Source organism: Clostridium sp. LS3, from assembly GCF_055330225.1.
In genome coordinates this window covers 496395-520001 of sequence record NZ_CM143921.1, presented here as the reverse complement: position 1 = coordinate 520001, position 23607 = coordinate 496395, and the positions used below count along the sequence as shown (strand labels likewise).

The window sequence follows — 23607 nt, the reverse complement described above, 5'->3', positions numbered from 1 at the left end:
ATAAATTAACTATATAGTAAAAGGAGTAGAATTTTGAAAACCCTACTCCTTTACTAATATATACTATTTCACTAAATTTACTATAAAAAATAAACTTATAATTGATATTATTATACATATTAATGAATACATATACTTTTCCTTACCTATCCTATAAAGAAAAAATCTTATTGCCCATAGCATCATAGTTACGCATATACCTATTTGTAATGGTAAGTATGAATTAAACATATGCATATTAATGAAATGGTATGTTGTTAAGAATGTAAGAACTATAATCACACTAGCTGCTATTGAAGCTAAAGTACATATTAGTGTAAAAAAATCCTTAAATCTAAATTTACTCATTTCTAATTACTCCTTTATTATACCCTCAAAATCCTCTTCACTTAGAACCTTTACTTCAAGTTCAATTGCTTTATCTAACTTTGATCCTGCTTCTTCACCAGCTATTACAAAATCAGTTTTTTTGCTTACACTCCCTGAAACCTTAGCACCTAATAGTTCTAGTTTTGCTTTTATTTCTCCTCTAGAGTAGTTTTCTAAAGTTCCTGTTACAACAACTGTTTTACCTTCAAAAGGACTGGATATTATTTCTTGTTCTTCAAAACTTGGAGATACCCCAAGCTCTAAAAGCTCATTTATCGTATTTAATGTCTTTTCTTCCTTAAAAAATTCTAAAACACATTTAGCAACTATTCCGCCTACATCTTGAACAGATACTAAATCGTCAAAGCTAGCATTTTTTAATCCTTCCAAAGATTTAAATTTATTAACTAAATCCTTAGCAGTTTTTACTCCAACATTAGGAATACCTAATGAATATACAAATCTATATAATTCACAATCTTTGCTTTTTTCAACTGCATCTAATAAATTTTGTGCTTTTTTAGGTCCAAACTTTTCTAACTGTACAAGCTCCTCTTTTTTAAGATTATATAAATCTGCAATTGATTTAATATCTAGCTTTTCAAATAACTGTTCAGCTGTCTTTTCTGAGAAACCTTCTATATTCATAGCATCTCTTGATGCAAAATGAACTATCGTTTTAACCATTTGAGGTTTGCATGAAAGAGTGTTTTCACAGAAATAATGAACTCCATTTTGTACTAAATGAGCTCCACAAGCTGGGCAAATTTCAGGAACATTTATTTCTTCTGTACTTTCTAAGGATTCTTCTACTACTCCCATTATTTCAGGAATAACATCATTAGATCTTCTTACAAAAACTTCTGCTCCTATTCTTACACCTTTTCTTCTTATATCATCTATATTATTTAAAGTTGCTCTTTTTACAGTTACTCCTGCAAGTTCTACAGGTTCTAGAATAGCTGTAGGGCCAACCCTACCACTTCTGCCAACATTCCACTCTACATCTAAAAGCTTTGTTGTGGCTTCTTGTGCTTCAAACTTATAAGCTATTGCCCACTTAGGAAATTTCACTGTATATCCTATAAGCTCTCTTGTTCTTATATCATCTATTGCAATAACAACACCATCAATATCATAATTTAAGTCAAATCTACTATCATTTATATAGTTAATTTCCTTTTCTATTTCTTCAACTGTAGTACAGTATTTAACATAGCTATCCATAGGTAAGCCTTTTCCCTTTATGAAATTTAACATTTCTTCATAAGTCTTAAAAGGTTCCCCTTCTTTATAACCTACATCATAGAAAAAAGCTGAAAGATTTCTCTTAGCGGTTTCTTTTAAATTAAGGTTTCTTAAAGCTCCTGCAGCACCATTTCTTAAATTCTTAAGAGGAACATCAGCATTTTTATTGTAATTTTCAAAGGCCTCTGTAGTCATTATAGCTTCACCATGAACTTCAAACAAATCCTCTGAGGATATTTTTAATGGTACTGATTTTATAGTTTTAACTTGAGCTGAAACCTCTTCTCCAACTTCTCCATTACCTCTTGTAGCAGCAGATACTAATATTCCATTTTCATCATAAGTTAAGTTAACTGTTAATCCATCAAATTTCTTTGTTAATACATATCTTGGTTCTGGTAAATTTTCGCCCCTAGAATTCATTTCTTTTATAAATTTAAGATTTCTATTATGCCAATCTTTTAATTCTTCTAAACTTTGAGCCTTATCTAAGCTCCAAAGCCTTGATTTATGAGTGTATTTATTAAATCCTTCTAATATTCTATCTCCAACTCTTAAAGTAGGTGAATATGAAAGAATATAGTTTGTTTCTTCCTCTAGTTTTCTAAGTTCATCATACTTTTTGTCATAATCTTTATCAGATATGGATGAATTGTCTAAGGAATAATACTCATAAGCATATCTATTTAATTCTTCTACTAATTCCTCTATTCTTTGCTTTTTATCCAAATAGAACACCCCTTTTTTATAAAATTTCCAATTTAATACATATAATTAATGAGGCTAATTCATCATTTAATAATTTTAAGTGGAGAAATATAAGTTAACGAAGATAAATAGAATATGTGAAATAAGCCTAGTACTTCTTCGCACAGCTATTTAGCTTATGGACCATATCTATTTATCGTAGCCTTTATATTCGCAATTTATTACATTAGTTCTAGGTTTGCTAATGATAACATTAATATCTTTATTCCTTGATTATCAAAAGCTATTGTAAGCTTTTTATCATTTCCTGTATTAGCTATTGATACTACTGTTCCAATTCCAAACTTGCTATGTTTTACTTTTCTTCCTATAGTTATCTCATCATTTGAAAGAGATGATTCTATATTTTGTGACTTAGGTTTTGTCATTTGTACTGAATTACCTCTTAAGCTATGTGGATTATTATATCTATTATCTCTTGGAAACATTGTAGCTCTAGCTGTTTGTGCTGAATTATTTCCTGAAACATATTCCTTTAAATCGCCTTTTATTTCTGCTATAAAATCTGATTGAGGGTAGGCAACTGTTCTACCAAATTGTCTTCTAACCTCTGCTGAAGTCATAAATAGTTGTTCTTTTGCTCTTGTTATCCCAACATAACATAACCTTCTCGATTCTTCCATTTCTGCTTCACTTTCAAAGGATGCATTACCTGGGAATATTCCATTTTCCATTCCAACCATGAAAACTACTGGGAACTCTAGCCCCTTAGCACTATGAACAGTCATTAAAACTATAGTGTCATCTTCCGCTTCTAGCTTATCTGTGTCTTGAACCAAGGAAACTTTTTCTAAGTATGCTGACAAACTCTTATCTTCACTACTTCTTTCAAAATCAACAGCATCAGAAACTAATTCTTTTAAGTTTTCTATTCTACTCTTATCTTCTATTTCCTTTGATTTTTCTAGCTCTGATATATACCCTGTTTCCTTCAATATAGTTTCTATTAAAGTAGATACAGGCATTACTTCGCTCATTTCCATGAATTTATCCATCATTTCCATAAACACTTCTATTCCTCCGCAATTTCTTGCAGTTAATGTAGGAATATTTCTTACTGTACTTAAAGCATCCCATAATGGCAATTCATAATCATCAGCGAAATCTACAACTTTATTTACTGTAGCATCTCCAATCCCTCTCTTTGGAACATTTATAATTCTTCTTAAACTTATACTGTCAGTTGGATTAACTAGAACTTTTAAATATGAAAGCATATCCTTAATTTCTTTTCTATCATAGAATCTAGTTCCACCTAAAATTTTATAAGGAATTTCTTTTCTTCTTAGGCCTTCTTCAAATATACGTGACTGAGCGTTAGTTCTATAGAGAATTGCAAAATCCTTATATTTTTTATCTTCCTCTTCTTTTATTTTATTTATTTGGGTTGCAACAAAATCACCTTCATCACTATCTGAATAGGCTCTATATACCTTAATTTTATTTCCTGATTCTTGTTCTGTTCTTAAAACCTTGCTTTTTCTATTTGCATTATTTACTATAACTACATTAGCAGCATCTAATATATTACCTTTTGAACGATAATTTTGCTCAAGCTTAATTACTTTAGCATCAGGATAATCTTTTTCAAAGTCTAATATATTTCTTATATCTGCTCCTCTCCACTGATAAATACATTGATCATCATCTCCAACAACACATATGTTCTTATATTTATCTGCTAGAAGTCTAATCAATTCATATTGAACCTTATTAGTATCTTGATACTCATCTACCATAATATATTGGAATTTTCTTTGATAAAACTCCAATGTTTCTTTATCATTTTTAAATAACTCTACAGTTTTAAATATTAAATCATCAAAATCTAAAGCGTTATTTTCCTTTAATCTCTTTTGATACATTTCATAAACATCTGCTATTTTCTTTTCTCTAAAATTACTTTCATTCTCTCTCATAAAACTTGCAGGGCTTTGCATATTATCCTTAGCCTTACCTATTTTACTCATGATTTCTTGTTCAGTTATATCTTTATCATTTATATTTAAAGCTTTCATACACTCTTTTATAAGTGTCTTTTGATCTGAAGTATCATATATTGTAAAACTCTTTTTATATCCAAGCTTTTCTATTTCTCTTCTAAGTATTCTTACACAAGTTGAGTGGAATGTAGAAATCCACATATCCTCTGCTCTTTCTCCTATTAAAGCCTTGACTCTATCCTTCATTTCCTTTGCTGCTTTATTAGTAAAAGTAATAGCTAGTATCTTATATGGTAAAACTCCTAAATCTTCTATCATATGGGCCATTCTGTGTGTCAAAACTCTGGTTTTTCCTGAACCAGCTCCTGCTAATATCAGCACTTGACCATCTATAGTAGTAGCCCCTTCATATTGTTCTTTGTTAAGTAATGACTTTAAATCCATCTATACAGACTCCTTTCATATTACCAACATATTATAACATACATATCATTTATATTGTTGCCTAAAAGCACTAAATAGATTATATCAAATATATTCTCCTAATCATAAAAAATAGATATACCATTTAAAAATCACAGTATATCTACTTTACTATTTATTTAATTTATAAACACTTTAATTTCATAATAAAATCTATATATAATTTCTAATAACTAAGAAATTATAGCATTTACACTTTTTATTTTTTCTTGATTTAATTTATTAAACCACCATATAGTATATACTACACCAAATACTAAGTTTAATATACCTATTATAGGAATTATACTTTCATTTCTCCATGCTTCTGAACCCATTATAGGTGCAAACACATCTCCAAATGTTCCTCTTATAAACATATGAATTGCTAATGTGTAAATTCTTGCATGTAACCATAAATCTGACCTTTTTCTAATTAAAGAATAAATTTCTGGAACTATTAATATACAAATAGAGCTTGCAAAGAATCCTGTATTTTCTGCATAAACGAATCCAGCATTCCAAGTAGTATAGAATAAGCACCACATTAATGGAAGATCACTAATAAGTTCTGCAAAGCCTTCTTTAGATCCAAATCTCCAATGCTTTGGTGGAAATGGTATTGTTATGGCACATAGAATACCTGCTCCAAAGTTAAAATAATTTCCTAATGTAAGGTCTTTAATAGAAGCCTCTAATATGTTTAGAAAAAGTACTACATAAAAAAACCATAATACCCAATTCTTTTTTAAAAAACTTAAACCTTTGTCTTTATATTTATTACTCATTCTACAAATATTAACAAAGCATGTTGGAATAATAACTATTAATACTTTACCTAATCTAAACCAATCATTTCCGAAGGTCTTAATCCAAAAAGGAAAAGCTAATATTGCTAGAACACCTACAACTGTAGTAGTTTTAAGATACTTTCTAGCTAATTCTACTAATAAGTATAAAACAGCAATATATGCAGTCATAGAAATTAAATATTGCCACCATGGTATAATTTTCATAATAATCCTCCATAAGTTTATTATTGTATATTTTTCCTATTTAATTATACTACGTTTAACTAGCTAGTCAATAAATTTTAAATGTGATTTCAAACTTGCAATTATTATAGATTTAGGAATTTTATATTTCATATATTTTTTTAAAATATATACATATTGCAATTTTTTTGGTTTCATAAACTCATTTTCCATCTTATTATACATTTTCATTCAAATTTTATTATGATTTAACACTTAAATTTTAATCGTTTTCTATTATTAAAATAGTAAATTCTCCCCATTAGTAAGCGATTTCATCTGTTTTTTTCCAAACAAAAAACGCAACCCTTGGGGCCAGGTTGCGCTTTAGCAATAAGCAATAAATAAAAAGGGGGCTATTTATTCCTTTTATTTATCCTTGCAGAATTATTATAGTGTATCTTTTTCTAAAATGCAAGATATTTTGAAAATATTACTGTAAACCTGATTCATTTATGAATGTTTAAGCTTCATTTTAATTAAATATTCGCTAAAAACTCTTTAAAATAGAGACTTCTTCTTCTGTTAACTCTCTATATTCGCCTTCTTCCAGATCATCATCTAGCTTTAAAGTTCCAAATTCAACCCTTTGTAGATAGGTAACACTTTTATCGACAGCTTCAAACATTCTCTTTACTTGATGATACTTTCCTTCTTGAATAGTAATCATAACCTCTGAACCTTCTTCAGATGCTTCTATAATTTCAAGCTTAGCTTCTTTACAAGTGTATCCATCATCTAAAGTTATACCATTTTTAAATTTCTTTATATCTTCATCAGTAACTTTTTTATTTATCTTAGCATAATAAATCTTGTCAACTTTCCATTTTGGAGATATTAATCTATGATTCAGATCACCATCATTAGTTAATAGTAGCAATCCTACAGTATCTTTGTCTAATCTTCCAACTGGAAAAGGATTAAATACTTGATGTTCTATTTCTAATAAATCAATAACTGTTTCATCTCTATTATCATGAGTTGCAGAGACTACTCCATCTGGCTTATTCATCATTAAATATATGTATTTTCTATAAAATATTTCTTCTCCATTAACACAAATCTTATCTTTCTCTGGATCTACTTGCATTCCATTATCTTTAACTAATTCCCCATTTACCTCTATAAGACCTTTTCTTATCGCTTGCTTAAGTTCTTTTCTTGTTCCATATCCTAAATTAGCTAAAACTTTATCTAATCTTTCCATTTAAGCACCTTCCTTCTCAATTAATATGTTGAGCCTTTACGATTTATTTTATTACTTTAATAGGAGATAAACAAGTGAAATAGTCAAAATTTAAAAAAGTAGATAACCTCATAAGAATTTATCTACTTTCTTCCTTTATACTTTAAGTAATCTTAATTATTTAATAAGGACCTAACGTTTCGTTAGGCCCTTATTACTTAGAATTAATTTAATAAATATATAACTAATTATTATTTATTAATTATATATTACTTATTTTATTCATTACTACTATAATGTCTATAATTATCTAATATTTTCGGAACATAGTTTTGAGTTTCTTGTGGCATCTTATATAAATCACTAGGTGACTTCACTCCTCTTCTTTCCATTGTTCCTGGTCCACCATTGTATGCCATAAGTGCCATTTCTAAATTTCCACCAAACATATCTAAGTATTCTTTAATGTGTCTTACTCCAGCTTCTACATTTTGATTTATATCAAATGGATTTGTTACTCCATAAGCTTCTGAGTTAAAGTCCATTAATTGCATAAGTCCTTTCGCTCCTGCATATGAAACTGCATTAGGATTAAAGTTTGATTCTTGCTTTATTATTGAAAGAACTAAAGCTCTATCTACTCCATATTTACTGCAATATTTATCAACAGCTTCATATATTTTTTCCACATCATTTCCTGATTCTTGACTTATATCTTTACTTAACTCATTAAAGCTTATGTTAGAACTTGTATTATTTCCTACTCCTTCTAACAATTCTTCTTCTTCTTTTTGTACTGTCTCAGACCTAAATCTAAGGGGTATTTCTTCAAGCTTCTGTCCTGCCCCTGTAGGTGTATAACTTCTTGTATTTTTTTCATTATCGCTAGCTGAAGCCTTAGCTTCATTATTCTTTAATAAAGCTTCATATACTATCTCAAATTCCGGGCCATCACCCATAGCTTTTTTCAAAACTTCTTTACTAATCATGTTTCCCATAAATTCTTCTACTTTAGGAATATTCACTTTTGTTTCCTCCGAAATTACACTTTTGCTATTAATATCGTACAATTTTTAATATACTTAAGGCTCAACTTCAAATTCTATACTTGTATAATCTTCATAATTAACCTTTTTGTAATAGCTTTTACTTAGAACTAGCACTCTATAGTTACCAGGTGAAAATGGTACAAATGTATAATAATTTTTTCTACTATAGGCTTGGACTCTTATCCAATTTCTTTTTTCCATGATATAAAATTCATAGCAAACTTCTTTTCCACCTTCACTACTTGCTTCGAAAGTTATTTCACTATTCACCTGAAGATTTTCATTTTTAACTCTAATCTTTGTATTCGTAACTGGTGTAGCTTCATTTACATAAAGAGATACTTCCTTTTTTACATCATAGTCCTCAGTGCATAATACATTTTTCCCATAAATCTCAAAAGTATATTTTCCTGAACACTTAGGCTTAAACCTAATTCTTTTGCTTTCTATATAACCTGTATCTTCTATTTCACGTCCATTTATTTTTGTTATATATCTTAGTAAAACGTTTTTAGTATTTTGTACTATAGTTTCTAAATCTATTATATCTCCTACTAAATAAATTTCATTTTGAGATAATAATACATAATCTATTTCTGCTTCTTGATAATCTTTAACTTTAAAATATATAAAGCTATGGGAATCATATTCTTTAGATGAGTACTTATCTAAAACTCTTACCTCAACCTCATACTCTCCACTTTCTTCTGGAGTAAAGTTTATCCAATTAGTAATTCCATAACTACTTCTTTCCTTTTCCTTTTTGTCTTTATAGACTATAAATGAATATTTAAGTTCTGTTCCACCCTCTGCTTTAACCTTTATGTTTATAGGCTCATTTTTTATACAACCTCTTGTTTTGCTTGCTAAAACATCTATTATCTTTACTGGCTTTTCACCTTTTTTATCTATTTTAAAGTCTAGTTCTCTTATATCCTCATAATCTCCATCAAAAGAAATATCCTTTGTTTTAAGTACTATTTTATATTCACCTTCAATTTTTGTTTCCCAATTAAAGTTTCTTGACCTTATATAACCTGTATCTTCTGCAACTGGACCTTCAACTATATATCTATACAGAATTTCTTTTCCACCTATAACAAATGATTTAAAGTTTATATTAGCTCCAGAAACTTGAGGCGAATTTAAATCTGATGAAAAATTCCTTATTTTTATTTCATTATAAGGATTAATAGAATAAATCATGCATGCTCTATCATCATATTGCTTGTTGGAAAATATATCTCTTACATAACATAAAAGCTTATAATCTCCCTTTTTCCTTTCATAAAGTGATACTATATTTTTAGTTGAATAGTCTTGAATACATGTTATTCTTCCATTAGTATCTACTCTTAAAAATTTATATAGTATAGTTCTACTATTATCATAATTTACACCAACTTTAAATATTAACTCTTCATTTACTAAAAGATTTTCTGATAAACATTTAAATGAATTTATCTCTATAAGCGGCTGTTCTTTTACTTTAAATATTACAGTTATAAAATCTTCAACATTTTCTTGGGATGATGGTCTTTTACACTCAATAAGCAATTCACCATCTACAGCTTTTGTAGTAGTATATGTTAACTTATTTTCTGTACTGTAATCTTTAAGAGGCTCCCATCCTTGTGTTCCTTTTATCCAAAATCTGTATAATAAAATTTCTTCATCTTCTGCTGCTAGTACTTCTATATTTAGTTTTTCCCCTATAATTAAAGAAGTCTTATCTATTATTACATCCTTGATTAACTTACTACTTCTATGATTTAGTTCTAATGCATCACTTTCTTCTATCCCTTTAATTTCATAATTTGCTTTGGCATTGCCTTGCTTATTTGAATCTTTATGTTTATATTGAACCATTATCATATATTCTCCAGATTTATTAGGCCTCCACAGACACTCATTCTTAGGTGAATAATCTTGAATTGGTTTCCAAGTCAAATGCCTCTCCACTGGAATCCCTTCTAAGAACTTATATTCCATACAATCATTACCATCTGAAATTGCTTTTATATTTATTTTCTCATCTATTAATGATGGACTTTCTTTATCAAAAGTTATTAATAATTCGCTCATACCCTCACACCCTATTTTTTCTCAATTCTACCTAATATTATTATACAGTTTACATAATGAAATATAAAACGAAATTTGTCACCAAAATAAAAAAATAAGAATAAACTATATTTGATATTTCTACAGTTTATTCTTTAAAATTACATTCTATCGTCCTTATTAAGTTTTTTTCTAAGCGTAAATCATCTTCTGCAGTTCTTTTTTTAGGATTAGATGTTCTTCCACCAGCTCTTCTGATTTTTTGAGAAATATGTCTTTCCTCTAGCATTCTATCTATATTTTCTTCTGTGTACAAATATCCTTTTGGATTCAATATATGAGCTTTTTTTCCTAAACAAATTGCTGCAACTCCGTAATCTTGACTAATTACTACATCATTTGACTTACAGGTATTTACTACATACATATCCACACTTTGAAATCCGCTATCCACAACTTTAACTTCACCATAATCTAAACTTATAAAATGATGAATATCGCAAAAAACTATTAGCTCTAATTTATACTTTTTGGCTATACTTTTAATAATAGAGATGCCTGGACAGGCATCTCCATCTACTATAATTCTCATTATTTTAATTTAGCTTCTAGTTTAGCTTTTAATTCTTCATATCCAGGCTTTCCAAGTAAAGCAAACATATTTTTCTTGTAAGCTTCAACACCTGGTTGATCAAATGGATTAACTCCTAAAATATATCCACTTATTGCACAAGCTTTTTCAAAGAAATAAACCATATAGCCAAAGTAGTATGGGCTAAGCTCCGGAATATTTAATACCATATTTGGAACTCCACCATCATTATGAGCTAATAAAGTTCCGTTAAATGCTTGCTTATTAACGAAATCCATAGTTTTTCCAGCTAAGAAGTTTAATCCATCTAAATCACCCTTAGCTTCTTCTATAACAACTTCTCTCTTTGCTTTTTCTACATTAAGAACTGTTTCAAATAAGCTTCTTCTTCCTTCTTGAATGTATTGTCCCATTGAGTGTAAGTCTGTTGAAAAATCAACTGCCGCTGTGAATATTCCCTTTTGATCTTTTCCTTCTGACTCCCCAAATAATTGCTTCCACCATTCATTGAAATAGTGTAGACCTGGTTCGTAGTTAACTAATATTTCTATTTCTTTTCCTTTATTATATAACGCATTTCTCATTGCAGCATACTTGTAGCAATCATTATTCTTAAAATCTGGAGTTGAATATGCTTCTCTTGCATCTGCAGCTCCTTGCATCATTTCATCTATACTAATTCCAGCAACAGCTATTGGTAATAAACCAACTGCAGTTAAAACAGAGAATCTTCCTCCAACGTCATCTGGAATTACAAACGTTTCATATCCCATTTCATCAGCTAGTGATTTTAATGCTCCTCTACTCTTATCAGTAGTTGCAAAAATTCTTTCTTTAGCTCCATCTACACCATATTTATTTTCCATGTAATCTTTAAATACTCTAAATGCTATTGCAGGTTCTGTTGTAGTTCCTGACTTTGAAATAACATTTACACTTATATCAATTCCTTCAATTGCATCTAAAAGATCAGCTAAATATGTTGAACTTATGTTGTTTCCAACAAAGAACACCTTTGGAGTGTTTCTCTTATCATTGCCTAACACATTATAAAAATTACTATTTAGCATTTCTATAGCAGCTCTAGGTCCTAGGTATGAACCACCAATTCCTATAACTATTAATGCTTCTGAATTCTTTTTAATTTTTTCAGCTGCATTCTTTATTCTTGAAAATTCTTCTTTATCATAGTTAACAGGTAAATCTAACCACCCTAAAAAGTCATTACCTGCGCCACTTTTATTATGAAGAGTTTCATGAGCTCCTTTTACCATTGCTTCCATGTAGTCTAATTCATGTAGTTTCGCATATGGTTCTACCTTAGATAAGTCTAATCTTAAACCTTTATTCATAATCATACCTCCGAATCTTTCTGGGAATTTTTGCTGATTTAATCAACATCTATTATAACATATTTTAAATTATATGACTTAAATTTTTTATAACGCCATTTTATTTTGTTATTTTATATAAAAATTCATATATTATTTTTTGTTATTATTTTAATAATATGTGCTTAATTCTTAATTTAAAATTAAACATTGAAAATTTAGGTTAAAGCTTTTCCTAATTTTCTTATATAGAAATAGGTAGTTAAATTTTTTAAATTTAACTACCCTTCTTTTAATAATTCAACATGTTTGAATTATTTTCCCCAATTTTAAGTTTTAAATTCTAAACTTAATTTTTATTATGCTAACTTTAAATCTTTAAGATATACCCAACTTGTTATCTCTTCTAGCAATGCTTTATTATCAGTTATTTTGCTAACTGTGTACACATTAGCCTTAACCCAATCTGGAATTATTTCTCCTGTAGCATAGTTAGTACCTATAACTTTTACTTTTGAACCTACTACTATAGATACAGGATATACTTTAACTCCACTGCTATTGAATACACTATAGCCTGGATTTTGATCTGCACAAATCTTAGCATTTTCTAGGCTACTAAAGGCTCCTACTTGTGAAGCTGCATCTTCCCAGTTTTTTCTCACTCTATACAATTCTGTTGGTGGATTTAAGTTATCTAATTCTGCTTTAATCATATCTAAAAATCTTTGCCATCCCATATCTAAAGTTCTATGAGGGCAATATTTTCCACTAAAGTCTTGATGTTTTCTAATTTGTGCAATTCCCCATCCGTATTGCTTTAATAATGCTGCAACTTCTTTAGCAGCTCTTTTTTCTGCATTTATAAATCTAGTTCCACCTGATTTTGAATAACAAATTTCAACTGATATATAATTTCTGTTACCATCACCAGTTGATCCATCTCCTGCATGCCAAGCATTACGATTAAATGGTATTGCCTGAATTGCTTCCACATCGTCTATTGCAATGTGGTAGGATACACTGTTAGTGTTAGAAACCATATAAGATATTTCATTATTTGCACTTGCATCATTATATGTGTTATGAATGCAAATCCCCTTTGGTGTCATAGAATATGGACACTTTATACTGTATTTGTCTGAAGATATAAGTCTTTGTACTAAAGCCATTTTAAAAATCCTCCCTTTTAATTTATTTTTTATTATTTTTTGAAGCTAGCTCCTTACAACTATTACATATGCACTAATTATAGTTTTTTAAAAATTTTTCAAAATATTTTTAAAAATATTATTTCTTTACTTGAAAATAATAAATAATAATAGATACTTTATTGAAAAAGATTCTAGAGATAGCTTTAGTACTAAAGAAACTGTAAGATATGGTGAAGAAAAGACGCTGACGATTTATGAAAGGTTAATCCTTGGAAAGCTCAGAGCAGAAATGGGTTTATTTACAAACATAGAAGGAATGAAAAATAGAGGATTTATTGAATAAATAAAATTTGTAATCAACTAAAAAAATAAAATAATTAAGGTAGTTATGATTCTATTTCTACTTTTATAAAAATCATAACTACCTATTAACTCTATTTTTTAGTTAATTAAATTTAACATTTCTTAATTTTTCCTATAGGATTTTCTATTAAAGTTGCAACTATAAATGCATGCCTATGACCATCGCTCTCTTCTGTACATGCATAAACAAAATGAACATGTCTTCCAGCACCTACTGGTATTGCTGGTCCTGTAATTACATTAATTTCATGAAAGTGATCATTAAAGAAATCTGTTCTTGTACATAGACGGTGTACATGTCCACAACCTGATGGAATAACTTGTCCAGAAACTCCTGCAAAACGGTGATTATGAGGATCTTCCCCAAGTTCAGCTAACCTTACACTTCCAACAAATTCATGAACGTGAGTTTGTTTTTTTTCATTACATGACATTGACATAACTTAAATTCCTCCTCTTTTGTTTCATAATATATAGTATTGAAGATAGGTTAATTTTGTTACTATATATGTATATATGTTTAAAATTCTTTATTTTTGAATTAAAGTTAAGTCTATTAAGTTTTATCTGTATATTATTAAACTCTAACTAAATTTTTCATAAATAATTAAGTAATATAGTATTATATGAAAGTAACGATTTGTTGTTTCTAAAAACTTTATTGAATAAGTCACAAATATTCCAAAATCAGAGTTTTCTATTATTATCGGTTCTGAATATGCTGGAATGTTTTAAAGCAAATTCTACCTATTAATTCTTTATGTTTATAAAAAGCTAGGTTTTGGACAGTTAAAGACAGGTATGAGTCTATTTACAAATATGAAAAGAATGAAAAATAGAGGTTTTGTAAAATAATATTATTGAAAATTATAATACAAAAAGAACCTATAAATAATATTAATATTATTTATAGGTTCTTTTAAATCCTAAAATTACACTACCTTAACCATAATAAATATTAACTAAATATATTTATAAATAATGTAATTATTGCCGAATTTATAAAGTCAATAAATAATCCACCTACAATTGGAACTACAAGATAAGGAGTTTGACTAAATCCATACTTATTCGTAAGTGCATCCATATTTGCTATTGCATTTGCTGTTGAACCCATACCAAATCCACACATGGCTGATGAGAAAACTGCTGCTTCATAATTTCTTCCCATAGTTCTAAATACAACTATATATGCGAAAATCCCCATAAGAATTGTTTGTGAAACAAGCATAACAATCATAGGAAGTGCTAAGTAAAATAACTCCCATAACTTTAATCCCATTAATGCTAATGAAAGATAGAAAGAAAGACTAATTCCTCCTATAGTTTCTATTTCTTTATCTTCAATCTCGAAATTCTTATAATCACTTATATTTTTAATAATAGCTGCTGAAATCATCGCACCTATATATGATGGAAAAGTTAGTCCTAAACTTTGTATATAATTAGTTATAATTGACCCAATCCCCATTGCAATAAAAATCCAGGAAGCAGCCTTCATAAGCCTATTATAATTTAGTATTGCAGACTCATCATGATGAAAATCACTTAAAGGAATATCTTTGTCATGATACTCCTTGATAGTCTTAATATTATTCCTTTCTATTAATGACTTTGCAAGAAATCCCCCTAAAATACTTCCCATTACTAATCCAAAAGTTGCTGATGCAAAAGAAACCGTTGTAGCTCCTTTAACCCCAATGTTCTCCAATAAAGGACCAAAGGATCCTGATGTTCCATGTCCTCCTACTAAGGGAATTGAGCCTGTTGCTAATCCTAATAATGGATCAAGATTAAATAATTTAGCTAGTGATACTCCAATTAAATCTTGGAATGTTACTAGTAGTATTGATAGTGTTAAAAAAAATGCTACTTTTACTCCTCCATTTTTTAATACTTTAATACTAGCTGTATATCCTATACTAGTAAAAAATGCAGTCATAAAAACATTTTGAAGTGTTGTATCTAATGTTATTGTTGCTACATTAGTTATTTTTAAAATTAGCATTATTAATGCAAAAGTCATTCCCCCAACTACAGCCGACGGTATACAATATTTGTCTAATATTTTTACCTTTTTTCTTAAGTATACTCCAAAGTAAAATACAGCTGTCGCTAATGCCATTGTTTGAAATATATCTAGTTTAAATTCCATGTATTCACTTCTCTCCTCTTTAGTTTATATTTAATAGTATGATACATTATTTTAATTTTTATTAAAATGTAAAATTACTATAAAATATTAATGTTGTCAACCCTCTATAATTTTTTATCACTTTATCATTGATATAAATTAAGTATATTTAAATTACTACTTCCTTAAATCTAATAATATTATATTTGTAACACTACTAAAAATAATTATAATATAAAATGACAGATAATCTCATAGACTACCTGTCATTTAGAATATCTCATATTAAATTAAAATTATTCAAACTCTATAGTTGCTGGTGGTTTTCCTGTGCAATCATACATTACACGGTTAACACCTTTAACTTCATTTACAATTCTAGTTGTTACTTTTCCAAGTACTTCCCATGGAAGATCTGCTGATTCTGCTGTCATAAAGTCACTTGTAGTTACTGCACGAAGCACTACTGCATAGTCATAAGTTCTTTCATCTCCCATTACACCTACTGAACGCATATTAGTCAGTGCTGCAAAGTATTGACCTAATTCCTTATCAACTCCAGCCTTTGCAATTTCTTCTCTATAAATTGCATCTGCCTCTTGAACTATTTTAACTTTTTCAGCTGTTACTTCACCTATGATACGTATTCCAAGACCTGGTCCTGGGAATGGCTGTCTGTAAACTAACTTTTTAGGAATACCAAGTTCTAAACCTGCTTTACGTACCTCATCTTTAAATAATAATCTTAATGGTTCTATTATTTCTTTAAAATCTACATAATCTGGAAGTCCTCCAACATTATGATGTGATTTTATAACTGCAGATTTTCCAAGTCCGCTTTCAATTACATCCGGATAAATAGTTCCTTGTACTAAGAAATCCACTGCACCTATCTTTTTAGCTTCCTCTTCAAATACTCTAATAAACTCTTCACCGATTATTTTTCTCTTTTGCTCTGGCTCTTCTACTCCTGCTAATTTTTCATAGAATCTTTCTTGAGCATTTACACGAATAAAGTTTAAGTTGTATTGTCCATTAGGTCCAAATACTTCTTCAACTTCATCTCCTTCATTTTTACGAAGTAAACCATGATCAACAAATACACATGTTAATTGGTTTCCAACAGCTTTTGAAAGTAATACTGCTGCTACAGATGAATCAACACCACCTGATAATGCACACAACACCTTACCATTTCCAACTTTTTCACGGATTTCTTCAATTGTCTTCTCTACAAATGAATCCATTTTCCAGTCACCAGAGCATTCACAAACATTATATAAGAAGTTTGATATCATCTTTGTTCCTTCTTGTGTATGCATAACCTCTGGATGGAATTGAACTGCATATAAATTCTTTTCTGAACATTCCATAGCAGCAACTGGACATACTGGAGTATTAGCTACTGTTTTGAATCCTTCTGGTGCTTTTTCTATGTAATCTGTATGGCTCATCCAACAAATAGTAGATGATGATATTCCCTCAAAGATTTTTGAATCTGCATTTACATCAACTTTTGTCTTTCCATATTCACTTACAGGAGCAGTAGCAACCTTACCTCCAAGCATATGAGCCATTAATTGCGAACCATAACAAATTCCAAGTATAGGTATTCCAGCTTCAAATAACGTTTTATCACATAAAGGAGAATCTTCACCATAAACACTGTTTGGTCCTCCTGTAAATATTATTCCCTTTGGATTCATTTCTTTTATTTCATCAACACTTAAAGTATGTGGGTGAACTTCACAATAAACACCACATTCTCTAACTCTTCTAGCTATTAATTGGTTATATTGCCCACCGAAGTCAACAACTAAAACTAATTCTTTATTCATGAACTACCTCCAACTTTCGTTAATATAAGTTTCTAATTTAGGTATAGTTTAGTATATCATAATTTATAATTAGTAGTTAAGAGTCAAAAAGTTATTAAATTAATTTGAAACTCTTCACTTTTTTTTACTTTTTAACTCTTCTATTTAATAAACTATATAATAGCTTATTAGTTAATTCTATATTGTTTTTTATTTACTGTAGTTTGGTGCTTCCTTAGTTATATTAACATCATGTGGATGACTTTCTCTTATTCCTGATGATGTTTGAACTACGAATTTTGCAGTTTCATATAATGTATCTAAATCAGCTGATCCTAGGTATCCCATTCCTGATCTTATTCCGCCTATTAATTGGTATATTGTATCTGCAACATATCCTTTGTAAGCAACTCTTCCTTCAACACCTTCTGGCACAAACTTCTTAGTTCCATTTTGGAAATATCTATCACTTGATCCCTTTTCCATTGCTCCAAGTGATCCCATTCCTCTATAAACCTTATAGCTTCTTCCTTGATATATCTCCATTTCTCCTGGTGCTTCTTCACAACCTGCAAACATTGACCCCATCATTGCAACAGATGCTCCACCAGCTAATGCTTTTACTATATCCCCTGAATATTTTAATCCACCATCTGCTATTACTGGAACTCCATATTTTCTACCTTCTTCTGCACAATCCATAACTGCAGTTAATTGAGGTACTCCAACTCCTGCTACTATTCTTGTTGTACATATTGATCCTGGTCCTATCCCAATCTTAACACAATCTGCCCCTGCTTCTATTAAATCTCTTGTAGCTTCTGCTGTTGCAATGTTACCAGCTATTATTTGAAGGTCTGGATACTTAGCTTTTATTTTTCTTACTCCATCCATAACGCCTTTTGAATGTCCATGTGCTGTATCCAGTGTTATAACATCAACATTAGCCTTAACTAAAGCATCTACTCTATCCATCATATCTTTAGTTATACCAACTGAAGCTCCACATAATAATCTACCTTTTTCATCTTTTGCTGCATTTGGGAAAGCCTTTGCTTTTTCAATATCTTTAATAGTTATTAATCCCTTTAAGTTATTATCACTATCTACTAAAGGAAGTTTTTCTATTTTATGCTTCTTTAATATTTCAAGTGCTTCTTCTAATGTAGTTCCTTCTGCTGATGTTATTAATGGACTTTTTGTCATAACTTCTGATACTAATCTATCATAGTTTGTTTCAAACACTATATCTCTATTAGTTATTATACCAACTAATTTATTTCCTCTTGTTATTGGAACTCCTGATATTCTATATTGAGCCATAAGTTCTTGAGCCTGTCTTATTGTGTGATTTTCTGATAAAAATATTGGATCTGTTATTACTCCATTTTCTTGTCTTTTTACTCTATCAACTTCTTTTGCTTGCTCTTCTATTGTCATGTTCTTATGTATTATTCCTATTCCGCCCTCTCTAGCCATTGCAATAGCCATTTTGGATTCTGTTACAGTATCCATACTCGCACTCATTAATGGAATATTTAAAGTTATCTTTTTTGTTAATTTAGTTTTTAAGCTAACCTCATTAGGTAAAATCTCTGATTTATTAGGTACTAGTAATACATCATCAAAAGTATAAGCAGTTTTAATTATTGTTGCCATTTGTCTTCCCCCTTGAAAAATGATTTTTCTCTTGCATATTTGTTGTGTTATGATGTTATTTATTCTTTTTTCTTTCTATTTTTGAGTATAAAAAAAGACATACTAATCTTCTAAGTGAAGTTAATATGCCTAAAACCCTATATAAATAACTATAGGTATAGTATATCAAAATCACTCATAGTCGGAAATTTAAGGTTTCCGGTAGATACTCCCTGCCATATTCAGGGTATATACGAGTACTAGACGTATGACTAATTTAAATTTATAGTTATTATATATCTATGCCTTATACTTGTCAATAAGTTTGCAATTTATAATTCAAATATTTTTTGTATTTTGATTTATATCATTCTCCTGAATCAATTTTATAAATTCCACTATTATATAATGAAGTTCTCTTTAAATTATTTTCAACAGTATTTCTTGTAATTAGCTACTCATTATCACCATCTTGTATTCTAACAAGTCTATATCCCACTCCTATATGAGTTTGTATATAACTACTTTTAGTTCTATTTTTTTCTATCTTTTTTCTTAATGTAGCCATAAATACCCTTAAAGAAGGTATATCTCCCTCATAGGTGGCTCCCCATATTTCTTTTAAAATGTAGGTATGAGTTAAAACTTTACCAACATTTTTAGCTAATAAACAAAGTAATTTGTATTCTATAGGAGTTAAGTGTATTTCTTCTCCATCTATAAAGGCACACCCTGAGATGTAATCTATTTTTAGTCCACCATTTATAAATTCAGTGCTTTCTTCTTTTTTGCTATTATCATAGTTCATTTTACGAATAGCAACTCTTATTCTAGCTAAAAGCTCATCTACACTAAATGGCTTTGTAAGATAATCATCTGCGCCAGAATCTAATGCCTCTATTTTATCTCTATCTTCACTTCTTGCACTAACAACTATTATTGGGCAATTAGACCACATTCTTACTTTTTTTATTATTTCTATACCTCCTATATCAGGTAATCCTAAATCTAATATAATTATGTCTGGTCTATGAGATGTTGCAAGCAAAATTGCTTGCTCTCCATTTTCTGCTGTAAAGCAACTATATGAATGAACTTCTAAAGTAGCAGATATAAAATTTCTTATTGCTTTATCATCTTCAACTACTAAAATTGACACTGCCATTGTTTACCTCCACTTGTAATAAAGTAAATCCGATCACTGTTCCATGAGGTTTGTTATTTCTAACATAAATTTCTCCTCCATGAGCATTTATTATTGATTTGCATAGTGCAAGCCCTAATCCAAGACCTCTTCTGCTGTCTCCCTTATTATCATTTGCTGTAAAGAACATATCAAAAATACACTCCTGATCACTCTTACTAATTCCAACCCCATTATCGGCTATTTCTACTATTACTTTTTTCCCTTTCGTAAATACATTTATTTGAATTTCCGTTCCTTGTTTTGTATATTTTATTGCATTATCTAATATATTTATCATTACTTGAACTATTAACCTTACATCTACATCAACCATTAAAAATTCATTTGTTAAATTAACTTTTACTTTATACTCTGAAATTTTACGATTAACATGTTCAAGAGCCTCATTAACTATCTCTTCTATTAATTGTGGCTCTGTATTTAACTTTACATTACCATTATCCAATCTAGATACTGATAATAAATTCTCCACTAAATTTATTAACCAAAGAGAATCATCATATATATCTAATATTAATTTTCTCTTTACTTCTTCATCAAATTCATTATTTAATATCGAACTAGCACTTCCTGAAATACTTGTAAGTGGTGTTCTAAGATCATGCGAAACTGCTCTTAAAAGGTTAGCCCTAAACCTTTCATTCTCAGCTTGCATTAAAGCATTCTTTTTAGACTCATTTAATAAATACTTTTCTATTGCAAAGGAAATTTGACTTAGCATTGCCTCTAGTAAAGATTTTTCACTACTATCTATGCTTTCATTTTCTCTCATTACTATTCCTATTACAACCATAACATTATTTTGCCCTATTAATGGTATATACATTGCCTTTGAACCTGGAAGTGTATCAGTACTAGCACCTGCCCTTTTCTTATTTCTTATTACCCAGCTTACTACTGCCTTTTCTTCCTCACTTATATACTTTTTATCTATCTCACTTCCATCATCAAATTTATAATTATATACACTTTTTATATTTTCATCTATAGCTTCATACACTATAATAGGCTTTTTTAAAAACTTATATAACTGCATTTGTGAAGTAAATATAATATCTTCTAAATTACTTGTTCTCTCTAAATCCCTACTTAATTCTAATAAAATATTGGTTCTATTTGCAGTTACAGCTGATAAATTTGCTTGATATTTAACCTTATTAGTTAACGTGCTTGTAACTAATGCAGATGTAAGCATTGTAATAAATGTGACCAAATATCCAGGATCATAAAAATTCAGTGAAAACCTTGGTACTGTAAAAAAGAAATTAAAAATCAATACACTTGCTAATGATGATATCGCCCCATAAACCATACCTTCAGTATTATTAGAAATAAGTAACACTCCTAATATAAATACAGTTATTATATTAGCTTCACTAAATCCAAGAGTATATAAAAGACCACTTATTACTAAAGACAATAGCAATATTAAGATTGTCTTAGCTATGTCTTTAGGTGAAAGCTGTATATTTTTTACTGGATATTTCCTTTTAGCAACAATATCTTCATTATCTGGTATAACATAAAGATCTATTTCTGGAGCAAGCTCTACTATTCTATCTACATATCCAATTTTATACCAAAGAAGAACCTTTCTTCTTTTTGTTCTTCCAATAATTATTTTTGATATACTACTTAATTTTGCAAACTCTGCTACTTGGTATGGTATATCATCTCCATAAACAGTTTCTACATTTGCTCCTAAATCTTCAGCAAGCTTTAAATTTTCTCTTAGTTTATCAATACTTTTTTCACTTAAATCTTTTGAAGATATAGTTTCAACAAAAAGTGCTGTAAATTCAGCATGAAAAGCTTCTGCCATCCTTGCTGCTGCTCTTATCACCTTTGCATTAGATGGTGATGAGCTTAAGCAAACTAAAATGTGTTCATTTGTATGGTACATACCTTTGCTATAACTTTTATTAATTGCGACTTCTTTATTTACTCTATCTGCAGTTTCTCTTAAGGCTATTTCACGTAATGCTACTAGATTTTCTCTTATAAAAAAATTATTTAAAGCTTTTTTTGCTTGTTTTTCTTTATATATTTTACCTGAATTCAATCTATCTATAAGATCTGATGGTTCAATATCTATTATTTCTACTTGAGATGCCTCATTAAAAAATCTATCAGGAACTCGTTCTTTTACTACAACATTAGTAATTGATGCAATTATATCATTTAAGCTTTCTATATGCTGAACATTTACTGTAGTATAAACATCTATCCCAGCATTTAACAACTCATCTATATCACTATACCTTTTCTTGTGTCTTAACCCTATCGCATTTGTATGAGCTAATTCATCCACAAGTATAAGCTCTGGCTTCCTTTTTAAAGCTCCGTCTAAATCGAATTCATTTAATGTTATTCCTTTATATTTAACTTCAAGTTTTGGTAAAAGTTCTAATCCTTCTAAAAGAGCTAAAGTTTCTGGTCTTGTATGAGGTTCTATATACCCTACCACTACATCTATTCCTGCCTTTTTTGCGGCATGAGCAGCATCTAGCATAGCGTAGGTTTTACCTACGCCTGCTGCATAACCAAAAAATATTTTAAGCTTACCTTTTTTATTCTCTTTTTCTTCATCTTTTATTTTTTTCAGTAACTCTTCTGGATTAGGACGAGTTTCATTCATTTTGACACCTCATTATTTTAATATTCCATCTAAAGCAAGGTTAACTTGTAATACATTTACCATTTCTTCTCCAAAGACCCCAAAAGTTCTTCCTTCAGTGTATTTTTCTATTACTTTTTCTACTTCATCAGTACTCATATTACGTGCTTTTGCAATTCTATCTACTTGATAATTTGCTGCTGCCACTGATATATGAGGATCAAGTCCGCTTCCTGATGATGTAACTAAATCTACTGGAATAGGTTCATCTTTTTTATCTGGGTTTGCTTCCTTTATTTTATTTACTCTATCATTTACTATTTTTTCATACTCTTCACTTGCAGGACTTAAATTTGAAGGAGAAGCATACATTAATGCTTTTCCATTGTCATCTTTAAATGTATTTGTATCTATATTCATTATACGTCCCCATAAATAATCATTTCCTGTAAATTCTTGAGCAAGTAATACGCTACCGTACTTCTTTCCATCAATTTCTATGATACTACCATTTGCCTTATCTTTAAATAGTAATTGGGAAACACCTGTTATAAAAACTGGATATACTAATCCACATATTATTGTAAATATTAGTATAAATTTAAATGCTTTATTTATAACTTTCATAATT

General features: G+C 29.4%; 17 protein-coding genes and 1 riboswitch. All 17 genes read right to left on the bottom strand.

Translation table 11 applies throughout. The features are described 5' to 3' along the window. Nucleotides 1–63: 63 nt before the first annotated feature. Nucleotides 64–348, bottom strand: coding sequence for a hypothetical protein (locus tag ACZJV1_RS02550; protein ID WP_463651323.1), 285 nt, complete (start codon nucleotides 346–348; stop codon nucleotides 64–66). A gap of 6 nt (nucleotides 349–354) precedes the next feature. Then, complete coding sequence (gene ligA / locus ACZJV1_RS02545) at nucleotides 355–2346, bottom strand: NAD-dependent DNA ligase LigA (RefSeq protein WP_463651322.1); 1992 nt, start codon at nucleotides 2344–2346, stop codon at nucleotides 355–357. A gap of 200 nt (nucleotides 2347–2546) precedes the next feature. Further along, the gene (gene pcrA / locus ACZJV1_RS02540) at nucleotides 2547–4772 is read right to left on the bottom strand and encodes a DNA helicase PcrA (RefSeq protein ID WP_463651321.1); all 2226 of its coding nucleotides are present in this window, start codon (nucleotides 4770–4772) and stop codon (nucleotides 2547–2549) included. A gap of 212 nt (nucleotides 4773–4984) precedes the next feature. Further along, nucleotides 4985–5806 (bottom strand): DUF5692 family protein, encoded by an 822-nt coding sequence (locus ACZJV1_RS02535; protein ID WP_411169706.1) that lies wholly within the window; start codon nucleotides 5804–5806, stop codon nucleotides 4985–4987. Nucleotides 5807–6314: 508 nt separating this feature from the next. Further along, nucleotides 6315–7031 carry a pseudouridine synthase gene (locus tag ACZJV1_RS02530; RefSeq protein ID WP_463651320.1) on the bottom strand — a complete coding sequence of 239 codons (717 nt, stop codon included), beginning with the start codon at nucleotides 7029–7031 and terminating at the stop codon, nucleotides 6315–6317. 257 nt (nucleotides 7032–7288) lie between these two features. Next, complete coding sequence (locus ACZJV1_RS02525) at nucleotides 7289–8035, bottom strand: lytic transglycosylase domain-containing protein (RefSeq protein WP_463651319.1); 747 nt, start codon at nucleotides 8033–8035, stop codon at nucleotides 7289–7291. Between the two features lie 57 nt (nucleotides 8036–8092). Beyond that, nucleotides 8093–10144 carry a triple tyrosine motif-containing protein gene (locus ACZJV1_RS02520; protein WP_463651318.1) on the bottom strand — a complete coding sequence of 684 codons (2052 nt, stop codon included), beginning with the start codon at nucleotides 10142–10144 and terminating at the stop codon, nucleotides 8093–8095. A gap of 127 nt (nucleotides 10145–10271) precedes the next feature. Continuing rightward, nucleotides 10272–10715: a YaiI/YqxD family protein gene (locus ACZJV1_RS02515; RefSeq protein WP_411169702.1), complete on the bottom strand. Its 444-nt coding sequence runs from the start codon at nucleotides 10713–10715 to the stop codon at nucleotides 10272–10274. Further along, nucleotides 10715–12067: a glucose-6-phosphate isomerase gene (locus ACZJV1_RS02510; protein ID WP_411169701.1), complete on the bottom strand. Its 1353-nt coding sequence runs from the start codon at nucleotides 12065–12067 to the stop codon at nucleotides 10715–10717. The genes ACZJV1_RS02515 and ACZJV1_RS02510 overlap by 1 nt, the downstream gene beginning before the upstream one ends. A 338-nt stretch (nucleotides 12068–12405) precedes the next feature. Next, nucleotides 12406–13218 (bottom strand): peptidoglycan recognition protein family protein, encoded by an 813-nt coding sequence (locus tag ACZJV1_RS02505; RefSeq protein ID WP_463651317.1) that lies wholly within the window; start codon nucleotides 13216–13218, stop codon nucleotides 12406–12408. Nucleotides 13219–13655: 437 nt separating this feature from the next. Then, nucleotides 13656–13997: a YmaF family protein gene (locus ACZJV1_RS02500; RefSeq protein WP_411170651.1), complete on the bottom strand. Its 342-nt coding sequence runs from the start codon at nucleotides 13995–13997 to the stop codon at nucleotides 13656–13658. Nucleotides 13998–14521: 524 nt separating this feature from the next. Then, nucleotides 14522–15718, bottom strand: coding sequence for a sodium/glutamate symporter (gltS, locus tag ACZJV1_RS02495; RefSeq protein WP_463651316.1), 1197 nt, complete (start codon nucleotides 15716–15718; stop codon nucleotides 14522–14524). 275 nt (nucleotides 15719–15993) lie between these two features. Next, on the bottom strand, nucleotides 15994–17535 hold the full coding sequence (guaA, locus tag ACZJV1_RS02490; RefSeq protein ID WP_463651315.1) for a glutamine-hydrolyzing GMP synthase: 1542 nt from the start codon (nucleotides 17533–17535) through the stop codon (nucleotides 15994–15996). 189 nt (nucleotides 17536–17724) lie between these two features. Continuing rightward, on the bottom strand, nucleotides 17725–19173 hold the full coding sequence (gene guaB, locus ACZJV1_RS02485) for an IMP dehydrogenase (RefSeq protein ID WP_463651314.1): 1449 nt from the start codon (nucleotides 19171–19173) through the stop codon (nucleotides 17725–17727). Between the two features lie 158 nt (nucleotides 19174–19331). Further along, nucleotides 19332–19429, bottom strand: a riboswitch (purine riboswitch). 177 nt (nucleotides 19430–19606) lie between these two features. Continuing rightward, the gene (locus ACZJV1_RS02480) at nucleotides 19607–20317 is read right to left on the bottom strand and encodes a response regulator (RefSeq protein ID WP_463651313.1); all 711 of its coding nucleotides are present in this window, start codon (nucleotides 20315–20317) and stop codon (nucleotides 19607–19609) included. Next, nucleotides 20292–22997: a DUF4118 domain-containing protein gene (locus ACZJV1_RS02475; RefSeq protein ID WP_463651312.1), complete on the bottom strand. Its 2706-nt coding sequence runs from the start codon at nucleotides 22995–22997 to the stop codon at nucleotides 20292–20294. The genes ACZJV1_RS02480 and ACZJV1_RS02475 overlap by 26 nt, the downstream gene beginning before the upstream one ends. Before the next feature lie 12 nt (nucleotides 22998–23009). Then, on the bottom strand, nucleotides 23010–23603 hold the full coding sequence (gene kdpC, locus ACZJV1_RS02470) for a potassium-transporting ATPase subunit KdpC (protein ID WP_463651311.1): 594 nt from the start codon (nucleotides 23601–23603) through the stop codon (nucleotides 23010–23012). Nucleotides 23604–23607: the final 4 nt, after the last annotated feature.